Here is a 2,630-nt window from a genome sequence, read left to right on the forward strand (position 1 = left end):
AATAAACCTCATTCTGCTGGTTCACAACCTCATTCGGAGTCGGGTCTTGCTCAGGATGGCCGGGGTGGAGCTATGAGGTAGCACACGAAGGAATCCCCCTTCCTCACCACCCAGATGCGGCCAAAGCGCCGGGGGTCGTGGAAGAAGATCTCACGGTCCTCCAGCTGGAAGGCCACCCGGGTGTGGGGGCTCCTTTCCAGGCGAAAGCCCCCCGTCATCCCCAGGTGGACCACCATCTCCCACCCTTCCGTGAGGGCGAAGAGGAGGAACTTCCCCCGGCGCCGGATTCCCTCTACCCTTTGGCCTTCCGCCCGTTCCGTGTGGCGGTAGCGCCTGGGATCCCGGTGTTCCAGTTGGAGAAGCCTCTTGCCCACAAAGAGGGGAAGAAGCTTCCTCCTCGTGGTTTCCACCTCCGGTAGCTCGGGCATGGGGTCTAGTCCACGGGCACGGGCTGGCCCTTCTCGTTCACCGCCACGTAGGTGAGCACCCCCGTGGTGGCCAGCATCCGGCCGTCCTCTTCCCCGAAGCGCTCCTTGTAGACCTCCACCTCTACCGTGAGGGAGGTCCTTCCCACCCGCACCACCCGGGCCACCACCTCCAGGAGGTCCCCGGTGCGGATGGGTACCTTGAACTCCACGCTGCTCACCGCCACGGTTACCACGGGCTTTCTTGCCCTGCGGGCGGCGGCGTAGGAACCCACCTTGTCCATAAGGCCCAGCACGAAGCCGCCAAAGGCAGCCCCCAGGGGATTGGTGTGCTCGGGGAAGACGAGCTCTAAGGTGCGTGCCTCCATACCTTTCCCAGGCTACCCCAGGAGAAGGTCGGTGAGGCGGGCCATCTCCCGGTCTTTCTCGGTGATGCCACCGGCGCTATGGGTCCACCACTCCACCGTGACCCGTCCCCACTCCACGGTGAGGCGGGGGTGGTGGCCCTTGGCCTCGGCCAACTCGGCCACCTTGTTGGCGAAGACCATCGCCTCCTGGAAGTTGGCAAAGCGGAAGGTTTTGACCAGGCGCTCGGGGTTTTGCCGGGTTTCCCAGTCCATGCCTTAAGGGTAAGGGAAAACCCCGGGCACCCGTGTGCCCGGGGTTTGGTTTGGTTGCGGGGGCGGGATTTGAACCCGCGACCTTCGGGTTATGAGCCCGACGAGCTACCAGGCTGCTCCACCCCGCGTCGCCATCCTTAACTATAGCGGGAAGAAGGGGGTGTGTCAAGCACCTTGCCCGGGTTCAGGAGCCCCTCGGGGTCAAGGAGGTTCTTTAGTTTTCGCATCAATTCCAGAGCAGCCCCGTGTTCTAAGGGTAGATACTTCTTCTTCCTCAGGCCTACCCCGTGCTCAGCGGTGCAGGTGCCTCCCAACTCCAAGGCTTTTCGCACCAGGGCCTCGGCGTAGGCCTCCGCCTTGGGGTAGTCCTGGGGCAGGATGGGGACCAGGGTGTGGAAGTTCCCATCCCCCACGTGGCCCAGGATGTTTCCGGTAAGGCCCATTTCCTCAAGAAGCCCTTGGGCGTAGCGCACCATCTCCGGTAGACGGGAAAGGGGGACGGCCACGTCGGTGATCACGAAGCGATGGCCGGGGAAGAGGTGCACCAGGGCCCAGTAGGCCTGGTGGCGGGCTTCCCACTGGCGCCTGCGCTCCTCTTCGGTCTTGGCGGCCTCCACCTTCAAGGCCCCTGCCTCCCGCATGATCTCCAGGGCCAGGGCGCTTTCCGCCTCCAGGGCCTCCCGGGTGGAGGAGTGGAACTCCAGAAAGAGGGCCGGGCGCTCCGGGAAGCCCGCCTGAAGGTAGCGGTTTAGGGCCCTTAGGGCTAGTTCATCCAGTAGCTCCAGCCGGGCCACGGGAAGCCCGCTGGCCATTACCTTGTAGCTGGCCTCCGCGGCCTCTTCCACCCGGGGGAAGAAGACCCTCAGGGTGTGGATGTGCTCGGGCAAGGGGTGGAGCCTTAAGGTGAGGCGGGTGATGATCCCCAAGGTGCCCTCCGAGCCGATGAAGAGGTCTTTCAGGTCATAACCGGCGCTGGTTTTGCGTACCCCCCGGCCGAGCTCCAGGACCTCCCCGTTGGCCAAGACCACCTGGAGGGCCAGGACATTGGCCCGCATCCCTCCGTAGCGCACCGTGGTGGTGCCGCTGGCGTTGGTGGCGGCCATACCGCCTAGGGTGGCGTCCGCCCCGGGGTCCACGGGGAAGAAGAGCCCTGTACCCTTTAGGGCTTCGTTTAGCGCCTTGCGGGTGAGGCCGGGCTCTACCACGCAAAGGAAGTCCTGGGGCCTCACCTCCAGGACCCGGTTCATCCGGCTCAGGTCCAGGCTGATGGCCTCCCTGACGGGGTAGAGGTGGCCCTCGAGGCTCGTCCCCGCCCCGAAGGGGATCACGGCCACGCCCCACGCCCGGGCCCACTGGAGGGCCTTCTGCACGTCCTCTACCCCCTCGGGGTAGACCACGGCCAGAACGGGCCTCGCCTCGGGGTAGCCCTCGTCCTTCCCGTGGCGCAGGCGCTCGCTTTCCGAGAGGTCCACCTTCCCCGGGAAGAGGCGCTTTAGCCCACATTCCGCACCCCTCCTCCCTCCGCGTTAGGATTTTGGGATGGCAGCCACACCCGACCTACAGGTGTACGACCTCGGCCACCTGG

Annotated in this window: 3 protein-coding genes, 1 tRNA gene and 1 pseudogene; all 5 read right to left on the minus strand. The window is 65.2% G+C overall.

Features of this window, described 5'->3' with window-relative positions:
* Positions 1-92 precede the first annotated feature (92 nt).
* A pseudogene (locus tag F604_RS12315) lies at positions 93-428 on the minus strand (DNA-formamidopyrimidine glycosylase family protein); the annotation flags it as partial.
* A 5-nt stretch (positions 429-433) separates the two neighbouring features.
* Positions 434-793 carry an acyl-CoA thioesterase gene (locus tag F604_RS0111435; protein WP_019551757.1) on the minus strand — a complete coding sequence of 120 codons (360 nt, stop codon included), beginning with the start codon at positions 791-793 and terminating at the stop codon, positions 434-436.
* Positions 794-805: 12 nt separating this feature from the next.
* Positions 806-1,045 (minus strand): 4a-hydroxytetrahydrobiopterin dehydratase, encoded by a 240-nt coding sequence (locus F604_RS0111440; RefSeq protein ID WP_019551758.1) that lies wholly within the window; start codon positions 1,043-1,045, stop codon positions 806-808.
* A gap of 51 nt (positions 1,046-1,096) precedes the next feature.
* A tRNA-Met gene (locus F604_RS0111445) sits at positions 1,097-1,173 on the minus strand.
* Between the two features lie 9 nt (positions 1,174-1,182).
* Positions 1,183-2,517 (minus strand): FAD-binding oxidoreductase, encoded by a 1,335-nt coding sequence (locus F604_RS12320; protein ID WP_019551759.1) that lies wholly within the window; start codon positions 2,515-2,517, stop codon positions 1,183-1,185.
* Positions 2,518-2,630: the final 113 nt, after the last annotated feature.

It is taken from the genome of Thermus scotoductus DSM 8553 (genome assembly GCF_000381045.1).
GTDB classification, from domain to species: Bacteria; Deinococcota; Deinococci; order Deinococcales; family Thermaceae; genus Thermus; species Thermus scotoductus.